Origin of the sequence: Stenotrophomonas oahuensis, from assembly GCF_031834595.1 — a bacterium.
In the GTDB taxonomy this organism is placed as follows: Bacteria; Pseudomonadota; Gammaproteobacteria; order Xanthomonadales; family Xanthomonadaceae; genus Stenotrophomonas; species Stenotrophomonas oahuensis.
The window spans coordinates 1,409,297-1,425,903 of the sequence record NZ_CP115541.1 but is presented as its reverse complement, the minus strand read 5'-3'; the positions used below and the strand labels follow the sequence as shown (position 1 = coordinate 1,425,903).

Sequence of the window (16,607 nt, the reverse complement as noted above, 5' to 3'; positions counted from 1 at the left end):
CGGCTGGAGGAAATGTACACCGACCTGGTGAACAAAGCTGCAAAGTGGCAGAAGGCAGATCCGGAGGTAAGCATCCGGGTAGTTGGAATTGGATTCAGTCGAGGGGCAAGCCAAGCCGCTGGATTCACCAATCTTCTGCACGAACGTGGAATAGTTGATCCAAGCAGCGAAGCGATTGGGCCCGACGGGCGGTCGATCTATACGCGTCACCTTGTTCCGCCGGGTCTCACCCCTCAAGCAGTCGGTCTCTTCGACCCCGTGGCAACGGGCGTACCTGAGCGATTCGACCGCCGTCTCGCTCCCTCGGTGGTGTCGGGCTTCCAGATCACCGCGCTGGACGAAGTCCGCGCAAAATTTCCCAGTGATCAGATCATTGCGCCGGGCCTGTCCGAGGACGGGCGCTTCCTCAATGTGCAGGTCGCCGGTGCCCATTCGGACATCGGAGGTAGCTACATTCGCGACGGGCTGGCCCGGCGTAGTTGCAACCTTATGGTGGACTACTGCAACGCCTTGCGTCCCGATGCGCCGTTGCTGGAGAAGGTATACGAACCTTCCGATCCACGCCTCAACGTGGTGCACCGTTCTGAAGAAGGGCTGCTGCTGTACAAGTTGGACAGAAAAGTGGATCGTTCTACGCCGGGGGGCGTGAATGCCCGGCTTGCGCCGGACCATCTGGTCCAGGCGGATGGCTTGCCGCACGCAGCCAAGCCCCTGGGTCCGGAGCACGTCAGCGCACGCGTCGCGGGCGTCCTAATTGGCGATCCCAACCTCAAGGTGGAGGAGAGCGCGGCAACACTTCGCGGTATCGAAGCAGCAGAACAAGCTCGGGCTGCCACGGCAGAGCAGACCAGCCGCGTTCGCGTCCTCGGCAACACCGCCGCCGCTGTGGTGACCACCCTGGAGGTGGCCGACGCCGCCCGCGATTACACGCAGTTGCGCAATGAAAGCAATCTGGCCGCAGCCCAGGCGTCGATTACCCGTACCACCACCACGGCTGGCATGGCCTGGACGGGCTTTCAGGTGGGTGCGCGGGTTGGCGGCACCCTCGGTCCTTGGGGCGCATTGGGCGGGGGCGCGTTGGGGGCAGCTATCGGCGGCGTGGGCGGCGACAAAATTGCCGATGAAATAGAGCGCAATCGCATCTACAGCCACCGGGGCAGCGACGGAAATGACTGGACGGCCGACCCTAAGCACCCGGAGAAAGGCTGGACCCGCGATCTGCCGCCCTTGCCAGGGATTGAGCCGATGAAGGCCAGTCCGGTTCTCGCCGATGAGTTGAACTACAAGGCGGTCACCAAGGTCACCGAGTTGGCTATGGGCGTGGCTAATGCGCGTAGCCCTTTCAAAGTGGAGCCGCAACCGGACGAGAAGCGGGGCATGTACCGAGGCGACTGGGTGCCTGACTCCGAGACCGGTCGTTGGCGGCGGGAGATCAGCGCGGACGGCAGCTTTCGTGGACGAATCGACTTCGCCTCTCCGGAACGGGCGATTGAGCTGGACGCCCAGTCGCGCGAGATTACCGCTGACAACGCCGCCCGTAGCCCTGCTGCCTTGGCAGCCAATTACAAAGTGCTGTACGAACAGAACGATTGGCAGCGACACAGCAAGGGCAAGCTGCCAGAAGCTGTCGCCGATGCGCTCAGGCACCCGGAGCGCGTGGTGGGCTCGGATGGCCGCAGATACGCTCGGCAGGAAAGCGGTGAGTGGATATCCGAGAGCTGGTTCAGGAACAAGCATGCCAAGGGCGATCTGCGCGCCGAGCTCGACCTTGCCTTTGACGCGCAGCGCGACCATGTGCAGAAGGTGCTGGACGAGCGGTGGAATCCGCTGCGCGAGCCGACCACGCTTGAGACGGTGCGGGTGGTGCCCTCGCCTGAGCAGCTGGCGGAGCAGGCGGCCTCAGTCCAGGCGGATGGTCCGGCTGTTGAACCTCAAGAGGCCAAGCAACCAGAAGGCCTGAGTGACACCCGGCATCCCGGTAATGCTGAGTTCCAGCGGGTGCTGCAGCAGGTCCATCACGCAGAAGCGGGGCAAGGGATCAAGTCCGGTCCGCATAGCGAGAAGATTGCCGCGGCGCTTCTCGCCGAAGGCGAGCGCCAAGGCGTGGAGATCAGCCGTGTACGAATCGGGGATCGAGGGCAGATTGAGGGGATGGCGGCGTCCAATCCATATTCCGACGCCGCTGCAGTGCGTGTGGATTCCACAGCGGCATTGAAGATGACGCTGGAAGCCCATTCCAGGGAATGGACGGACGCACGGTCGCCACATCTGGCCCAATCGAGTCCGGTTGCGGAGCGCACGGCGGAACAGCAACCCGGAATCAGCGGGTTGTCAGTCGCCGACCAAGGAATGTTCAGGCGTATCCGCCAGGATGTGCCGGGACATATCGGCGACGATCAGGTGATGCGGGCGTTGTTGGATGCCAAGCAGGCCAGGATTGCCGATGTCGACAGGATCGACAAGGTGATGATGGCTGGGGACCGGATCTTTATTGCCGGGACAGTCCCGGGGTTCCGTTCGGTGACCGATGTGGCGCAGGAAGCGCCACCATTGCAGGAAACGGTGGCGCGGGTGCAGGAGGGCAACCAGCAGCGTGAGCAGCAGGTTGCCCTGGAGCAACAACACCAGCAGGACCGTGGCCCCAGGATGGGGTGAAGGTGCTTCACCCCTTGATGCACACCACCTGCCGCAAGGTGTGCACCACCTCGACCAGATCGCTCTGCGCCGCCATCACCGCATCAATCGACTTGTACGCCGCTGGCGACTCGTCGATCACGGCCGCGTCCTTTCGGCATTCCACATGCGCGGTGGCCTCGCGGTGCTGGGCCAGGGTGATCTGCTGCCGCGCCGCGCTGCGGCTGAGCACCCGGCCGGCACCGTGGCTGCAGCTGTGGAAGCTTTCGGCATTGCCCTTGCCCCGCACGATGTAGCTGCGCGTGCCCATGCTGCCGGGAATGATCCCCAGCTCGCCGGCACGTGCACTCACCGCGCCTTTGCGGGTCACCAGCAGTTCCTCGCCGCCGTGGGTCTCGCTCTGCACGTAGTTGTGGTGGCAGTTCACGGCCAGCTTCTCCAGCTGGAACTTCGGCAGCCGCACCCGCATCTCGGCCAGCACCCGCGCCATCATCGCCTCGCGGTTCTCGCGCGCGTAGTCCTGCGCCCAGCCCACCGCCTGCACGTAGTCGTCGAACAGCGGCTCGCCCTGCAGGAAGAACGCCAGGTCCTTGTCCGGCAGATGGAAACCCAGCACCCGCCGTGCCAGCTGCTCGCGCGCCTGCTCGATGAAGTAGGTGCCGATCAGGTTGCCGGTGCCGCGTGAACCGCTGTGCAGCATCACCCACACCGCGCCGGTTTCGTCCAGGCAGATCTCGATGAAGTGGTTGCCGCCGCCCAGCGTACCGATCTGGCAGGCCAGCTTGTCGGTGCGGATCTTGCGGTGCCGCTGCTTGATCGCATCCAGCCCCTGCACCAGCACGGAGCGTTCGATCCGGCTGCGGATGCTGTCCGGCAACAGCCGGTGCTCGCCACCCTTGCCGTTGCCGACCGGCACCGCGCGTTCGATGCTGCTGCGCAGCTGGGCCAGATTGTCGGGCAGGTCTTCGGCGCGCAGCGTGGTGCGCACCGCGGCCATGCCGCAGCCGATATCCACCCCGACCGCGGCCGGGATGATCGCGCCACGGGTGGGAATCACCGAGCCCACAGTTGCGCCCTTGCCGACGTGGACGTCAGGCATGACCGCGACCCATGGGCCCACAAAGGGCATGTTGGCAATGTTGCGCAGCTGCTGCTGGGCAAGTTCGTCAACGGGCACGCCACGCACCCAGCCCTTGATGGGCGTGGGGCCTTCGGCGTGCAGCAGTTCAAATGTGTGTTGCGTGTTCATGGATTCATTCCTTTGACGCCAACGCAAACAAAAACGCCCCCGGATACAGCATCCGAGGGCGTTGGCGTGCCTCGGAGATCGGAAGCCCGATCTCCGCGCAGGAAGATCAGGATGTGGCCGGGTGCATCGCACCTGCGGCATCGCGCGCACGCAGCACGTCCAGCGTGCGCGGCAGTCGGTATGCGATGGCGAAGGAAGTGCGGTGCATCGGGGCCTCAGGTTGAAGGGTGGAACCGCACAGGGCGGCGATGGGCGCGTACCTTACACGCAACCGATGACGATTGCCACGGGGTGCCACTCATGCGTGGGGATGCCGTAGGGACGCGCCATGCGCGTCCGAATCGTTCGGAATCCGTGCGGACGCGCATGGCGCGTCCCTACAACGTCAAGCCGAAGCAGCATCCAACTGCGCCAACTCATTCGCACTCAGCGTCAGCTTCGCCGCCGCCAGCACATCCTGCAGCTGGCCCACGCTGGTAGCACTCACAATCGGTGCGGTGATGGTCGGTTGCGCAATCAACCACGCCAGCGCCACCTGCGCCGCCGTCGCCTTGTGCGAAGCGGCCACATCATCCAGCGCCTCCAGAATGCGCAGCCCGCGCGGGTTCACATACTTGCCGACCACGCTGCTGCCGCGCGACGCGCTCTTGCCGGCATCATCCGCGCTGCGGTACTTGCCGGTAAGGAAGCCGCTGGCCAGCGAGTAGTAGCTGATCACGCCGAGTCCATGCTCGCTTGCGACCGCTTCCAGGCCATCCTCATAGCCAGCGCGGTCATACAGGTTGTACTCCGGCTGCAGGGTTTCATAGCGCGGCAGCTTGTAGTCCGCTGATACCTTCAGCGCATCACGCAGGCGCGTGGCACTGTAGTTCGAAGCCCCAATCGCACGCACCTTGCCCTGTTCGATCAACCGGCCGAACGCGGCCAACGTGGTTTCCAGCGGAACCGACTCATCATCTTCGTGTGCCTGGTACAGGTCGATCACATCGGTCTGCAGGCGGCGCAGTGAATCCTCCACCGCAGCCGCGATGTTGTCGGCGGAAAGCCCGGGGCGTTCGGCCCACTTGGCCACCTTGGTGGCCAGGACCACCTTGTCGCGCTTGCCGCTGCGCTGGAACCAGCGGCCTAGAATCGTCTCCGACTCACCACCCTGATTGCCCGGAACCCAGGCCGAGTAGGCATCAGCGGTGTCGACCAGATTGAAGCCGGCGTCAACGAATGCATCCAGCAGATCGAACGAGGTCTTCTCGTCCGCACCCCAGCCAAACACGTTGCCGCCGAACGCGATGGGGGCCACTTTCAGGCCGGAACGGCCGAGTTCGCGCGCTGCAGTCATGGGCAGGTCTCCATTGAGAATCAATGGAACAGCATACGGGCGAGGTGATGACATCGCCGAGGCACGCCGCACAAAACAGTGTTCCGCAATACGCCACCGTACTAACGATTTGTGAACACCTTGACGCAATGGGCTGCTAGTCTCGCCGCATCCCGTCACTGGAGTTGTGCCGATGAAAGCCCGTTCGCTCAGCTGTGCCTGCCTGTTCACCGTGTCCACGCTGCTGCTGGCCGCCCCTGCCATGGCAATCAAGCCGGCCGGTGCCAACGCGCAGCCGGCCATCACCCCCGCCGTGCAGGCCGCCGTTGACGGCAAGGGCCGCACCCCGGCCAATGTGCAGCGCGATGCCTATCGCCACCCGGCGCAGACGCTGTCGTTCTTCGGCGTGGAGCCGGGCAAGACCGTGGTCGAAATCACCCCGGGCGGCGGCTGGTACTCCGAGATCCTGGCCCCGCTGCTGCGCGACAAGGGCACTTACGTGGCCGCCGTGGTCGACCCGATGGCGGTGGCCGAAGGCCGCGGCCGCGACTACCAGCAGCGTGGTCTGGACAGCCTGAGCAAGAAGTTTGCCGACACCCCGGCGCTGTTCGACAAGACCCAGGTGGTGAAGTACGACCCGAAGGCCCCGGTGTTCGGCGCACCCGGCTCGGCCGATGTGGTGCTGACCTTCCGCAACGTGCACAACTGGCGCAGCGCGGGTCAGGCCGAGGGCATGTTCAAGGGCTTCTACAACGTGCTCAAGCCGGGTGGCGTGCTGGGCGTGGTGGAGCACCGCGCCAAGGCCGATGTGCCGGCCGATGACAAGAGTGGCTATGTGGGTCAGGCGCAGGTGATCGCGTTGGCCAAGGCCGCCGGTTTCGAGCTGGCCGGCAGCAGTGAGATCAACACCAATCCGCGCGACACCAAGGATTACCCGAACGGCGTGTGGACCCTGCCGCCGTCGAACAACCATGACGCCGCCGATGCCGCCAAGTACAAGGCGATTGGTGAGAGCGACCGCATGACCCTGCGCTTTGTGAAGCGTTAGGTAGAGCCGCCCGACCAACGGTCGGGCGCTACCGGGTGCGGCGACCATCGGTAGGCGACGACCGTTGGTCGTCGCTCGCGGGGATGGGACAATGGCCGCATGCTCATCGCCTTCAACAAACCCTTCAACGTGCTGTGCCAGTTCACCGACCGCAGCCAACCGCCGCGCGCGACCCTGGCCGGGTTCGGCCTGCCGCCTGACGTCTATGCGGCAGGGCGGCTGGACTACGACAGCGAAGGCCTGCTGCTGCTCACCGACGATGGCCGCCTGGCCAACCGCCTGACCGACCCGAAGCACAAGGAAGCCAAGACCTACTGGGTGCAGGTGGAAGGCACGGTGACCGATGAGGCCCTGCAGAGCCTGCGCCGCGGTGTGCAGCTCAACGACGGCCCGACCCTGCCGGCCGGCGTGGAGATCCTGGAAGCCCCGTCACTGTGGGAGCGCGTCCCGCCGGTTCGCTTCCGCAAGACTGTGCCCGATGCGTGGCTGGCGATCACCCTGCGCGAGGGGCGCAATCGCCAGGTACGGCGCATGACCGCCGCCGTCGGGCTGCCCACCCTGCGCCTGGTGCGCGTTTCCATGGGCCCGCATCGTCTGGATGACCTGCAGCCCGGCCAATGGCGGCAGATCGACTGAAACAAAAACGCCGCCGGGCAATGCCGGCGGCGTGGTGGGCGACGACCGTTGGTCGTCGCGCTCAGTCAATCACGCATCGCTACCAATATCGCTGTGCTCGTCAATCACGGTGCTGGTGCGACGATTGCGCGCGGCAATGCGCTGCGCCTGCCCATCGACCACACCGCCCTGCGCAGCCTTCTTCTTCTGCTGCTTGCGGTACAGCGCGTAGCCCAGCAGGCCCACGCCCACGGCTGCAACAGCAATGGTCGCGGCCGGGTTACGGCGCACCACCTTGGCTGCCGCCTTGCCGCCGGTCTTCACTGCACCCAGCGCGGCACCGGTCTTGATCCAGTCGGTGGCCTGCGGGCCAAAGTGACGCAGGTTGCTGCCCAGGCTGCTGCCTGCATGCTTCAGGCCGTCGCCGGCGCTGCTGGCCAAATCCAGGGCGCGCTCCAGGGCGCGGTCGGTAATCACGGTCAGTCTGCTCATGTGGGGTCCTTTGCCTCGGGTCGAAATCCAGTGTGGCGCGATGGCCGTGTAGAGCGTGTTATCCGCATCGTGACTGAATGCTGACTGTAGTGCCGGGCCATGCCCGGCAATCGCCATCTACGTCCCGCGCGGCTTGGCGCGATGCGTGGCGGTGGCGGTCCACGGGTCATCCGGCCACGGATGCTTGGGATACCGCCCCTTCATTTCCTTTTTGACTTCCGCATAAGTGTTGGCCCAGAAGTTGCGCAGGTCCTGGGTCACCTGCAGCGGCCGCCCGCCGGGTGACAGCAGGTGCAGGGTCAGCGGCACGCGGCCGTCGGCAATGCGCGGGGTGTCGGCCAGCCCGAACAGCTCCTGCAGCTTCACCGCCAGCACCGGCGGCTGCGGGGTGACGCCATCTGCCTCCAGTGCGTAATGAAGGGCCCGCTCCATGCCCGAGGGCACTGCCATCCGTACCGGAGCCAGCTGGTCCACGCGTTGCCGCAGTGCCCACGGCAGCGGCGACTTCAGCGCTTCGCCCAGCGTGCTCTCATCCAGCGCATCCAGCCGGGTTTTGCCGTTGAAGGCCGGGGTCAGCCACTCGGACAGCGCCGCCAGCAACGCCGCGTCGGACACATCGGGCAGCTCCAGTTCCGGCATCCAGTGGCGCAGCCCCACGGTTCGCGCTTGCCATTGGCGCAGCCCGTCGGTCCACGGCAGTGCCTGCAGGCCGAGTTCGCGCACCGCGTCGGTCAGCGCCTGTGCGGCCTGTGCCGGATCCACCCGCCCGGCGGAACGGCTGTCCAGCACGATGCGGTCGAAGCGGGTCTCGCGCAGCGCCACCAGCGCCCGCTTGTCGCCGTCCCAGCGCACCACATCTTCCTGCACGAAGCGCTGCGGGAAGTCGCGGCGCAGGCGGGTTTCGTCCACCGGGGCGGCGCGCAGCAGCAGTGCATCGCGTGCCTCGAAGCGCAGTTCCACCGCCACCAGCCACGGCTCGCCGCGCAGGTCGCTGGGGTCGAACAGGCGCGCGCTGCGGCCGTTGGCCAGCAGGTAGCGCAGCGGATCGGTGGGATGGCGGGCGGCAATCCGGTCCGGGAAGGCATGCGCCAGCAGGTCGCCGAGCTGGTGTGCCTCCACCGAGCCGGGCGGGGCGGTGTCGCAGCGCAGCCGGCGTCGCCACTGCTTGCTGGCGGCATCAATGGCGGCCAGCGCACCGCGATTGGCATCGTGCGGTGCCCGGCCCTGACGGAACGCTGCCAGCGCCCGCCAGCGCGCTGCCAAGGCATCACCGCCCTGGCGCAGCGGGTCGCGCGCTTCCACCAGCGCAGCGAGGTCGCAGGCGAGCGCCTGCTCAGTGCCGGCCCCCGCCGACAGCAGCATCGCCGCCAGTCGCGGGTGCGTGCCCAGCGCCAGCATGCGCCGGCCCAGTGCGGTGAGGCCGCCGCCATCGCTCAGCGCGCCCAGCCGCTGCAGCAGTTCCCGCGCCGCCGCCAGCGCGCCCACCGGCGGCGTGTCGACGAAGCGCAGGTCATCGCTGCCCCAGGCGGCCAGCTCCAGCGCCAGCGAGGCCAGTTCCACCTGGGCCATCTCCGGCCGGCGCTGTGCCTCCAGCCGCTGCGACTGCGGCCACAGCCGCCACGCCCAGCCCTCGGCCACGCGCCCGGCACGGCCGGCGCGCTGGTCGGCCGAAGCCTGTGCGATCGGCACCACGTCCAGCCGCGCGAAGCCGCTGTTGGGGTCATAGCGCGGCTCGCGCGCCAGCCCCGCATCAATCACCACCCGCACCCCCGGCAGGGTGACCGAGGACTCGGCCACGTTGGTGGCCAGCACCACCCGGCGCTGCCCGATCGGGTCGGGCTGCAGCACGCGGCTCTGCTGGTCTACCGGCAGTTCGCCGTGCAGCGGCAGCAGCTGCACCTCAGCCGGAAGCACCGAATCCAGCGCCGCCAGTGCGCGGTTGATCTCACGCTGCCCGGGCAGGAACACCAGCACATCGCCCGGATGCTCGCGCAGCGCCTGTTCCACCGCGCGCCGCACCTGCGCCTCCAGCGCCTCCTCGCGCCGTGCCGGGAAATGGCTGATCGACACCGGATAGCTGCGGCCCGCACTGCTGATGCGCGGCGCATCCAGAAACTGCGCCAGCCGCTCGCCATCCAGCGTGGCCGACATCACCACAATGCGCAGGTCGTCCCGCAGCTGCGCCTGCACGTCCAATGACAGTGCCAACCCAAGGTCCGCTGCCAGATGGCGCTCATGGAATTCATCGAACAGCAGCGCGCCCACGCCTTCCAGCAGTGGGTCGTCCTGCAGCATGCGGGTCAGGATGCCTTCGGTAACCACTTCCACCCGGGTGCGTGCGGATACCTTGTTCTCGAAGCGGATGCGGTAGCCCACCGTCTCGCCCACGTCCTCACCCAGCTGGCGGGCCATGAACTGCGCCGCACTGCGCGCCGCCACCCGGCGCGGCTCCAGCATGATGATCTTCTTCCCCTGCAGCCACGACGCGTCCAGCAGCGCCAGCGGCACCTGGGTGGTCTTGCCCGCGCCGGGCGGGGCTTCCAGCACCAGGCGGGTGTGGCTGCCGAGGGCGTTCAGAATGGCCGGCAGCTGCTCGGCAATGGGGAAAACAGGCGTACGCATGCGGCAAGGATACGGGCAGGGCGGTGCTTTACAATGCGCCGCTTACCTGAGTGTGCGAATTGCCCCATGCAGCTGATCGATATCGGTGCCAACCTCACCCACGACTCCTTCGACCGTGACCGCGACGCGGTGCTGGAGCGCGCACGCGCGGCCGGTGTGGTGCAGATGGTGATCACCGGGGCCAGCCGCGAGCATTCGCCGATGGCGCTGGAACTGGCCCGCCAGCACCCGGGTTTCCTGTACGCCACCGCCGGCGTGCACCCGCACCACGCGGTGGAATACACCGACGAATGCGACGCCGAGATGCGCGCGCTGCATGCACATGCGGAAGTAGTGGCGGTTGGCGAGTGCGGGCTGGACTATTTCCGCGATTTTTCGCCGCGCCCCGCGCAGCACCGCGCCTTCGAGCGCCAGTTGCAGCTGGCTGCCGAGACCGGCAAACCGCTGTTCCTGCACCAGCGCGACGCGCATGCCGATTTCATGGCGCAGATGAAGAACTTCGAAGGCCGCCTCGGCCCGGCGGTGGTGCATTGCTTCACCGGCGAGCGCCAGGATCTGTTCGATTACCTGGACCAGGACTGGTACGTCGGCATCACCGGCTGGCTGTGCGACGAGCGCCGCGGCGCGCACCTGCGCGAGCTGGTGAAGCACGTGCCGGCCAATCGATTGATGATTGAAACCGACGCGCCGTATCTGCTGCCGCGTACGTTGAAGCCGATGCCGAAGGATCGGCGGAATGAGCCGATGTTCCTGTCGCACATCGTGGAAGAGCTGGCGCGCGATCGTGGCGAGGATGTGGTGGTGACGGCGGCGAATGCTACGGCCGCTACGCGTGCGTTCTTCCGGCTGCCCGACGCCGGTTGATTCGACGTCGGTTAGTCCGACGCGGTCACGACCAACGGTCGTGACCTACCGGCATGACGGGGATCTGGTAGGTATCGACCGTTGGTCGATACACGGCGCACCGCGCCGCGCTTTTCGACCGGGAACCCCATCACCCCGCGCGCGACGCCTCATACGCCTGCAAATGCGCATACGCCACCGCCAACAACGGTGCCAGCACCCCGGCCTCCCGCGCCCGCAGCCGCATATCCCCCACAATCTGCATCGCCTCCACCTGCTGCCCGGCCTCCAGATCGCGCAGCATCGACGCCTTCAACGCCGACCCGGCCTGCGTAAGCGCCCCCAGCGCAATCCCCTGTGCCTTCTCCGGCACCGGCTCTCCGGCCGCCTCGGCCACCGCCAGGCACTCCGCATACAGCCCACGCATGATCGCCTCACCCTCATCGGTGCCCACAATCCTCCCCACATCCGCGCGCATCAAACAGGTGCCCGCCGCCAGCGCGGTCAGGAAGCTGTATTTCACCCACTGCTCCTGCCCAATCGCATCGCTGGCCAGATGATCGACATTGGCCTGCACACAGGCCGCCGCCAGCGCCAACACCCGCGCACTCGCCCCGGTGTTGTCGCGCTCGCCAAACGTCAGCTTGGCCGCAGGGGCCAGATGCAGCACCGCGCCATCCGGTGCCTTGGTCGCACTGATGAAGCACAACCCACCCAGCACCGCATTGCGGCCGAAGCGTTCATCCAGCGCGGTGTAGTGACGCAGCCCGTTGAGGATCGGCAGCACATTGGTGCGCGAGGACACCGCCGGCGCAATCGCTCCAATCGAGCTTTCCAGGTCATATGCCTTGCAGCTCAGCATCACCAGATCGAACGGCTTCTCAGCCGCCAGCGCGGCCAATCCATCAGCAGTCACATGCTGCACCGGAAAGGCCGCATCGCCCAGCGGACTGCGGATCACCAGCCCATCCTGGGCCAACTGCGCCGCGCGGGCGGGCCGCACCAGGAAGGTGACATCCACCCCGGCCTGGGCCAAACGCCCGCCGAAGTAACCGCCGGTACCGCCGGCACCAAGAACCAGAATGCGCATGTGAGCAAGCTCCTTCGTCAACCAATCTGTTCGAAACCGTTAGGGCTGAGCCCCGCCTTCCGATTTTGCTATAACGAGCACTGGATCGGGGATTCCTGGTCGGCATTTGGCCTCGGCGGATTCGTCGGGGCCTTTTGTTTACAGCATGTATGCCGAAAGCGTCATAGCGAAGAAACGCCCGTGCGTCCTCTTCCAACAGCGCTGAAGTACTGGGAACAAAGGCTTTCCGTGCCCATCTCGATGGCTAAATGCATGCGGCGAGATAGGCGGCGGTGGACATCGAACTGAGCGGCTGTACCATGGCCCCACGACTCATCCTCTGTCGCGTCATTAAGTTGGCCCAACGGCTTAGGACGAAAAAACCGCCGAAAGGCGGTTTTTTCATGTCCAGCATCAACAGGTGGTGCAGATCAGCTCCGCATCCCCACACCACGCTTCAGCAGCCACAGCGCCAGTGCGCTCAGCACCACCACGAAGCCGATCATCAGCGCGTAGGCCACCCACAGCGGCACGTCGCTCGAGCCCAGCAGGCCGTAGCGGAATGCGTTCACCATGTAGAAGATCGGGTTCGCGTGCGTTGCCGCTTCCGCCCAGGTCGGCAGCAGCTTCACCGAATAGAACACGCCGCCCAGGTAGGTCAGCGGGGTCAGGATGAAGGTCGGCACAATCGCCACGTCGTCGAACTTCTTCGCGTACACCGCGTTGATGAAGCCCGCCAGCGAGAAGATCGTTGCGCCCAGCAGCACCGTGGTCAGCGTCACCAACGGGTGCGGGATGCGCACCGGGGTGAAGAACATCGCAATGATCAGCACGATCACGCCCACCATCAGCCCGCGCAGCACCGCGCCCGCCACGTAACCCCACAGGATCACCCAGTTCGGCATCGGGCTCACCAGCAGTTCTTCCACATGGCGACCGAACTTAGCGCCGAAGAACGACGAGCTGATGTTGCCGTAGCTGTTCTGGATCACGCTCATCATCACCAGGCCCGGCACGATGAACTGCATGTAGCTGTAACCGCCCATCTCACCCACGCGCGAGCCGATCAGCCCGCCGAAGATCAGGAAGTACAGGGTCATGGTGATCGCCGGCGGCACCAGGGTCTGGCCCCAGATACGCAGGATGCGCGCCACTTCGCGGCGCACGATGGTCATCAGCGCGATCCGGTTGCGCTGCCCGTCGGTCATCACCGGGCTTGGGGTGGTGCTCATGCCGCGTTCTCCTGGTTGCCGGTAAGCCGCACGAACAGCTCCTCCAGACGGTTGCTCTTGGTGCGCATCGAGCGCACCCGGATGCCGGCCGCGTTCAGCGCCTCGAACACCCGGTTCAGATCCATCGCGCGCGGCATGTCTACGTCCAGCGTGTGCGCGTCGGTGGCGGTGATGGTGGTGCCCTCGATCACCGGCAGTTGCGCCGGCAGGTCGCCATCGATGTCAAACAGGAAGCCTTCCACGTCCAGCTTGGCCAGCAGCGCCCGCATCGGGCCCTGGGTGACGATCTGGCCGTGGTTGATGATGGCCAGGTGCCGGCACAGGTGCTCGGCTTCTTCCAGGTAATGCGTGGTCAGGATGATCGTCGTGCCAGCGGCGTTGATCTCCTTCAGCACCCGCCACATGTCGCGGCGGATCTCGATGTCCACGCCTGCGGTGGGCTCATCCAGAATCAGCAGGCGCGGGCGGGTCATCATCGCGCGGGCGATCATCAACCGGCGCTTCATGCCGCCCGACAGCGTGCGGCTCATCACCTGGGCCTTTTCCCACAGGTGGGCGCGCTTGAGTTCAACCTCGGCCATCTTTTCGGCTTCCTCGCGCGGCACGCCGTAGAAGCCGGCGTAGTTCACCAGGATGTCGAAGGGCTTTTCGAACAGGTTGAAGTTGATTTCCTGCGGCACCAGCCCGATCAGGCGCATGGTGGCGCTGCGGTTGCGCACCAGGTCGCTGCCGAACACTTCCACCTGGCCTTCGCTCAGGTTCACCAGCGAGCTGATGATGCCGATCAGGGTGGACTTGCCGGCCCCGTTCGGGCCCAGCAGGGCGAAGAAGTCGCCCGGGGCCACGTCCAGCGAGACCCCCTTCAGGGCCTGGGTGCCGTTGTCATAGGTTTTGCGGAGGTCGCGCACCCGCAGGGCGGGGGCGTTGTTTGTCTGGGAAGCCAAGCTCTTGCCTTCGCGCCCAAGGGCGGCGCTGGAGTGGGGCGGGTGAGCCGCTATTATAGAAGCCCCCGAGGGCTTGCCCCGGCTACACACTGTTTCCCAAATTCGTGCCTGTTCAATTCCCCCTCAAGCTGGTCGGCCGCCACATGCTGGCCCCGACCGTCGGCCACTACCAGTTCCTGCGTGATGACGGCCAGCCGCTGGATTTCCAGCCCGGCCAGTTCATCCAGGTCCATTTTCACTACGCTGACGGCACCGAAACCAAGCGCAGCTACTCGCTGGCCACCATCCACGACCACGCCATCGGGGCCGGGGAGGCAGTGGATATCGCGGTGAGCTTCGTACCCGGCGGGGCCGCCACGGCCCTGTTCGAGGGCCTGGACATCGGCGGCCACGTGCAGGCCAGCGGCCCGTACGGCCGGTTCTGCCTCATGCCCGGCGACCACAACGCCCGCTACCTGCTGATTGCCACCGGCACCGGCGTCACCCCGTACCGCTCCATGTTGCCGCTGCTGGCCAAAGCCATGGCCGAGCGCGGGGTGGAAGTGGTGCTGCTGCAGGGCGCCCGCACCCCCGGTGAGCTGCTGTACAGCGAGGATTTCTATAATTTCGCCGAACAGCACGCCAATTTCCGCTATGTGCCGTGCTTATCCCGCGAACTGCCGGAAAACTCGCACCCCGACGTCCGCCACGGCTACGTCCAGCAGCACTTGGCCGAATTCGCCCCGAACCCGGCCACCGACATCGCGTACCTGTGCGGCAACCCCGACATGGTGGACGCCACCTTCGAGGCCCTGAAAGAAGCCGGCCTGCCCAACCCCCAGGTCCGCCGCGAGAAATACGTCAGCAGCAAGTGACCCCGGGGGACCCCGTAGAGCCACGCCCTGCGTGGCTTCGCGGACCCAATCCGCTCGCGATCCCCGCCCGGGGGGCCACAACGGCGAACAACATGGATATTGGCACCGGGCTTCGCCTGGTCCCCATGAACCCCAACATCGCCCGTGGACCCAAATGAACGACAGCAACCCCGGTAGTGCCGGCCGCTGGCCGGCACCCGCAGCACCCAACCAACACGCCGGCGTGGCGATAACCAACGAAGCCACCTACCGCGCCCACGTCCTGACCAAGATCCAGCGCGGCCGCGCAGACATCGAATCCGGCCGCCACTACACCACCGACCAAGCGCGAGGACGCCTGCGCAAATGGCTGACCCGCTAAAGCGGTGACATGCCTGACCCTCGCGGCCGTGCACGTATCGCACCCGCGAGCTCTGACCTGTAGTGCCGGGCCATGCCCGGCAACCTCATGAACCCAGATTCGGAATCCAGCAGGCGAACCGCCAACCACAGCTCAACACCAAAGCCTTTGTCGCAATAGGCCACTCATCCCGGCCGCACAAAAAATATTTCGCCCATTCGCGAACAAACATCAAAATTAAAAAACCGTCGCAAACGACACCACTTTGACGCCAACGACACGCCAGAACGTGCCCCACATCACGCTATACAACAAATAACGCGCCAACAACGTCAAACCCGCATTCGGTGTACCGAAACACCGTACACACACTGCAAAAAAATCGCATTCCCAACGTCGTCGCATTGATGCAGGGTGTTCCGGCGGAGCGTCGGAACTTCGTATCAAAAACTCCAACGCTCCCACTCGCTTCGCCATCCGGGCGAAGACACATCCAACGGGAGAATCACCATGACAATCAACTGGGACGACACCCCCAACCACGGCATCCGCGGCGGCCAGGAAATCAAGATCGATGCCGATACCGGAGAGATCAGCTACATCGTCACCATGGGGCGGGTGTCCGACATCCCCGGCACACCGGGTTACGACGAACCCTGCATGCATCTGGAAGGCCAATGGCTTGCCGATGCCGGCATGGGCGCGGGCACATGGCTGCGTGTGGACCTGGGCGAGAAGAGCTTCCTGCTGGTACCAGTGAAGGCATCCGAAGTGCCCGAGCTCGATGCCGACGGCATGAGCAAGGACGGCGTGCCGTACATCCAGGTGGGCTCGTACACGCTGCCATCCAAGGCCAAGCGACAGCGGAGGGCCGACGCGTGAGCGAACTGGTGGATATGGACTTCCTGATCGAAGAAGAGCAGCTGTTCGCACTGCGCCGGCTTGCGAGAAGGTGGAACGTGCATCCCGACGAAATCATCATCGAGTTCATGGAGCACTTCATTGAGATCGCTGAAGCAGCGGAGGCCCGTCGAACGCGACATTGAGCAAACCAGTCTTTCGTAAGGCCGGGCTAGCCCGGCCCCAACACCGCACGAAGCGTCTTCCAACGCCGCGCGATGCGTATTCCAACACCGCGCGGTGCGTCGTAGAGCCGGGCTTGCCCGGCTTCCCACCCCGCGCGACGGCCCTGAAACCACCGGGGTAGGGCGAGCATCACCAAGCCCGCTCCACCCCAAATCGGATCAACCACCATCACGCGAACGCCAATGAAGTACCATCAACCCGTCTGGATGTATACGGAGCTTGAGGCCCAACCTCAGGTGTTCAGATGCCGCCACTGGTTCTAGG

The 16,607-nt window shown here is 65.6% G+C and carries 15 protein-coding genes; 8 read left to right on the top strand and 7 right to left on the bottom strand.

What is annotated here, in order from left to right:
• The first annotated feature begins 12 nt into the window (after positions 1-12).
• The gene (locus PDM29_RS06290; RefSeq protein ID WP_343237513.1) at positions 13-2,655 is read left to right on the top strand and encodes an XVIPCD domain-containing protein; all 2,643 of its coding nucleotides are present in this window, start codon (positions 13-15) and stop codon (positions 2,653-2,655) included.
• Positions 2,656-2,662: 7 nt separating this feature from the next.
• Here PDM29_RS06290 and PDM29_RS06285 read toward each other — a convergent pair whose 3' ends face one another.
• Together PDM29_RS06285 and PDM29_RS06280 are read right to left on the bottom strand one after the other, a co-directional pair.
• Positions 2,663-3,883, bottom strand: a complete 1,221-nt coding sequence (locus PDM29_RS06285; RefSeq protein WP_311193013.1) for an RtcB family protein — start codon at positions 3,881-3,883, stop codon at positions 2,663-2,665.
• 385 nt (positions 3,884-4,268) lie between these two features.
• Positions 4,269-5,219 (bottom strand): aldo/keto reductase, encoded by a 951-nt coding sequence (locus PDM29_RS06280; RefSeq protein ID WP_311193012.1) that lies wholly within the window; start codon positions 5,217-5,219, stop codon positions 4,269-4,271.
• A gap of 172 nt (positions 5,220-5,391) precedes the next feature.
• Between PDM29_RS06280 and PDM29_RS06275 the strand changes: the two genes are divergently transcribed.
• A complete protein-coding gene (locus PDM29_RS06275; RefSeq protein ID WP_311193011.1) occupies positions 5,392-6,246 on the top strand; it encodes a class I SAM-dependent methyltransferase in 855 nt (284 codons plus the stop codon).
• Positions 6,247-6,345: 99 nt separating this feature from the next.
• On the top strand, positions 6,346-6,882 hold the full coding sequence (locus tag PDM29_RS06270) for a pseudouridine synthase (protein WP_311193010.1): 537 nt from the start codon (positions 6,346-6,348) through the stop codon (positions 6,880-6,882).
• Between the two features lie 69 nt (positions 6,883-6,951).
• Here the strand turns inward: PDM29_RS06270 and PDM29_RS06265 are convergent, their stop codons facing one another.
• Together PDM29_RS06265 and hrpB are read right to left on the bottom strand one after the other, a co-directional pair.
• Positions 6,952-7,353, bottom strand: coding sequence for a hypothetical protein (locus PDM29_RS06265; RefSeq protein WP_282298437.1), 402 nt, complete (start codon positions 7,351-7,353; stop codon positions 6,952-6,954).
• Between the two features lie 117 nt (positions 7,354-7,470).
• Complete coding sequence (gene hrpB / locus PDM29_RS06260) at positions 7,471-9,975, bottom strand: ATP-dependent helicase HrpB (RefSeq protein WP_311193009.1); 2,505 nt, start codon at positions 9,973-9,975, stop codon at positions 7,471-7,473.
• 66 nt (positions 9,976-10,041) lie between these two features.
• On the opposite strand from hrpB, the gene PDM29_RS06255 reads away from it, so the two are divergent.
• Complete coding sequence (locus tag PDM29_RS06255; protein ID WP_311193008.1) at positions 10,042-10,839, top strand: TatD family hydrolase; 798 nt, start codon at positions 10,042-10,044, stop codon at positions 10,837-10,839.
• 130 nt (positions 10,840-10,969) lie between these two features.
• Here PDM29_RS06255 and panE read toward each other — a convergent pair whose 3' ends face one another.
• The 3 genes from panE to PDM29_RS06240 all read right to left on the bottom strand — a co-directional run bounded on the left by panE (position 10,970) and on the right by PDM29_RS06240 (position 14,063).
• Positions 10,970-11,908 (bottom strand): 2-dehydropantoate 2-reductase, encoded by a 939-nt coding sequence (panE, locus tag PDM29_RS06250; RefSeq protein ID WP_311193007.1) that lies wholly within the window; start codon positions 11,906-11,908, stop codon positions 10,970-10,972.
• A 410-nt stretch (positions 11,909-12,318) separates the two neighbouring features.
• Positions 12,319-13,119 (bottom strand): ABC transporter permease, encoded by an 801-nt coding sequence (locus tag PDM29_RS06245; protein ID WP_282298163.1) that lies wholly within the window; start codon positions 13,117-13,119, stop codon positions 12,319-12,321.
• Positions 13,116-14,063, bottom strand: a complete 948-nt coding sequence (locus PDM29_RS06240) for an ABC transporter ATP-binding protein (RefSeq protein WP_311193006.1) — start codon at positions 14,061-14,063, stop codon at positions 13,116-13,118. Before PDM29_RS06240 ends, PDM29_RS06245 begins: the two co-directional genes overlap by 4 nt.
• Before the next feature lie 104 nt (positions 14,064-14,167).
• Here PDM29_RS06240 and PDM29_RS06235 point away from each other — a divergent pair, with 104 nt between their 5' ends.
• From PDM29_RS06235 to PDM29_RS06220, 4 genes are all read left to right on the top strand, one after another.
• Positions 14,168-14,917, top strand: coding sequence for a ferredoxin--NADP reductase (locus tag PDM29_RS06235; RefSeq protein ID WP_311193005.1), 750 nt, complete (start codon positions 14,168-14,170; stop codon positions 14,915-14,917).
• Positions 14,918-15,071: 154 nt separating this feature from the next.
• A complete protein-coding gene (locus tag PDM29_RS06230; RefSeq protein ID WP_311193004.1) occupies positions 15,072-15,278 on the top strand; it encodes a hypothetical protein in 207 nt (68 codons plus the stop codon).
• Positions 15,279-15,767: 489 nt separating this feature from the next.
• Positions 15,768-16,139 (top strand): hypothetical protein, encoded by a 372-nt coding sequence (locus PDM29_RS06225; protein WP_260341558.1) that lies wholly within the window; start codon positions 15,768-15,770, stop codon positions 16,137-16,139.
• Entirely contained in the window at positions 16,136-16,303 is a 168-nt protein-coding gene (locus tag PDM29_RS06220; protein ID WP_311193003.1) for a hypothetical protein, read from the top strand. Before PDM29_RS06225 ends, PDM29_RS06220 begins: the two co-directional genes overlap by 4 nt.
• Positions 16,304-16,607: the final 304 nt, after the last annotated feature.

Excerpts from the sequence above, each read along its gene's own strand:
- PDM29_RS06290 (WP_343237513.1), top strand. The coding sequence starts at position 13 with ATGTACACCGACCTGGTGAACAAAGCTGCAAAGTGGCAGAAGGCAGAT.
- PDM29_RS06285 (WP_311193013.1), bottom strand. The coding sequence starts at position 3,883 with ATGAACACGCAACACACATTTGAACTGCTGCACGCCGAAGGCCCCACG.
- PDM29_RS06280 (WP_311193012.1), bottom strand. The coding sequence starts at position 5,219 with ATGACTGCAGCGCGCGAACTCGGCCGTTCCGGCCTGAAAGTGGCCCCC.
- PDM29_RS06275 (WP_311193011.1), top strand. The coding sequence starts at position 5,392 with ATGAAAGCCCGTTCGCTCAGCTGTGCCTGCCTGTTCACCGTGTCCACG.
- PDM29_RS06270 (WP_311193010.1), top strand. The coding sequence starts at position 6,346 with ATGCTCATCGCCTTCAACAAACCCTTCAACGTGCTGTGCCAGTTCACC.
- PDM29_RS06265 (WP_282298437.1), bottom strand. The coding sequence starts at position 7,353 with ATGAGCAGACTGACCGTGATTACCGACCGCGCCCTGGAGCGCGCCCTG.
- hrpB (WP_311193009.1), bottom strand. The coding sequence starts at position 9,975 with ATGCGTACGCCTGTTTTCCCCATTGCCGAGCAGCTGCCGGCCATTCTG.
- PDM29_RS06255 (WP_311193008.1), top strand. The coding sequence starts at position 10,042 with ATGCAGCTGATCGATATCGGTGCCAACCTCACCCACGACTCCTTCGAC.
- panE (WP_311193007.1), bottom strand. The coding sequence starts at position 11,908 with ATGCGCATTCTGGTTCTTGGTGCCGGCGGTACCGGCGGTTACTTCGGC.
- PDM29_RS06245 (WP_282298163.1), bottom strand. The coding sequence starts at position 13,119 with ATGAGCACCACCCCAAGCCCGGTGATGACCGACGGGCAGCGCAACCGG.
- PDM29_RS06230 (WP_311193004.1), top strand. The coding sequence starts at position 15,072 with ATGAACGACAGCAACCCCGGTAGTGCCGGCCGCTGGCCGGCACCCGCA.
- PDM29_RS06225 (WP_260341558.1), top strand. The coding sequence starts at position 15,768 with ATGACAATCAACTGGGACGACACCCCCAACCACGGCATCCGCGGCGGC.